Origin of the sequence: Agromyces sp. GXS1127, from assembly GCF_050565425.1 — a bacterium.
In the GTDB taxonomy this organism is placed as follows: domain Bacteria; phylum Actinomycetota; class Actinomycetes; order Actinomycetales; family Microbacteriaceae; genus Agromyces.
In genome coordinates this window covers 1-1,196 of sequence record NZ_JBOCIG010000020.1, presented here as the reverse complement: position 1 = coordinate 1,196, position 1,196 = coordinate 1, and the positions used below count along the sequence as shown (strand labels likewise).

The window sequence follows — 1,196 nt, the reverse complement described above, 5'->3', positions numbered from 1 at the left end:
CTGGCGCAATCGGGTTCGGCTGGGTCGGGACTACTACGTCCGTGTCGACAGCAACGACTACTCCGTGAACCCTGCCGCGATCGGCCGGATCGTGGACGTGACCGCGGACCTGGACCGGGTGCGGGTGCGGATGAACGGCCGGATCGTCGCCGAGCACGATCGGGTGTGGGCGCGCGGGATGACTCTGACCGACCCGGGCCATGTCGAAGAAGCCGCCCGGCTGCGTCGATTGTTCCAACAGCCCCGCCGGCAGGCCGCGGCCGGGCACGAACTGGGCCGGGACCTGGCCGATTACGACCGTGCGTTCGGGCTGACCGGCCATGACGAGGACGAGCACTGATGGGTGCCGCGAAGACGACGTCCGAGACGGTCAAGCAGATCCACTACCTCGCCGCCGCGTTGAAAGCGCCGAGGATCACCGAAGCCGCCGCCCGGTTGGCCGATCACGCCCGCGACGCCGGTTGGACCCATGAGGACTACCTGGCCGCGGTCCTCGAACGCGAAGTCGCCGCCCGCAACGCGTCCGGCGCGGAACTGCGCATCCGCGCCGCCGGGTTCAGCGCCCGGAAGACGCTGGAGGACTTCGACTGGGACGCCCAACCCGCCGCCCGCCAGCCGATCGCCGCCCTGGCATCCGGCGCGTTCCTGACCGAGGCGCGCAACGTCGTCCTGCTTGGCCCGCCCGGCACCGGCAAGACCCACCTGGCCACCGGGCTGGGCATCGCCGCCGCCCGTGCCGGGCACCGGGTGCTGTTCGCGACCGCGACCGACTGGGTCACCCGGCTCAGCGACGCCCACCGCATCGGTCGGCTCCCGAACGAGTTGACCCGGCTACGCCGGTACAGCCTGATCATCGTCGACGAGGTCGGCTACCTGCCATTCGAGCAAGACGCCGCGAACCTGTTCTTCCAACTCGTCTCATCCCGCTACGAACACGCGTCACTGATCTTGACCAGCAACCTGCCCTTCAGCGGCTGGGGCGGCGTGTTCGGCGACCAGACCGTCGCCGCAGCGATGATCGACCGCATCGTCCACCACGCCGAGGTCCTCGCACTCAAAGGCGCCAGCTACCGGCTACGCGACCGCGGCATCGACACCCTGCCCAGCATCAGAGCCGAACAAGACCACGGCTAGACTGCCCGCGACCGTTCACTTTCCGGCCGCCGCAAACGACCAGAATTCAACCGTCGTCGACA

At 69.2% G+C, this 1,196-nt stretch carries 2 protein-coding genes; both read left to right on the top strand.

The genetic code is table 11. The features are described 5' to 3' along the window. Positions 1-340: Mu transposase domain-containing protein (locus tag ACQ393_RS17595; RefSeq protein WP_430648156.1), on the top strand; the 340-nt coding region annotated here is incomplete at its 5' end. Beyond that, entirely contained in the window at positions 340-1,134 is a 795-nt protein-coding gene (istB, locus tag ACQ393_RS17590) for an IS21-like element helper ATPase IstB (protein ID WP_430648155.1), read from the top strand. The genes ACQ393_RS17595 and istB, both read left to right, overlap by 1 nt. Positions 1,135-1,196 lie beyond the last annotated feature (62 nt).

Coding starts and splice junctions, on each gene's coding strand:
- istB (WP_430648155.1), top strand. CDS start 340: ATGGGTGCCGCGAAGACGACGTCCGAGACGGTCAAGCAGATCCACTAC.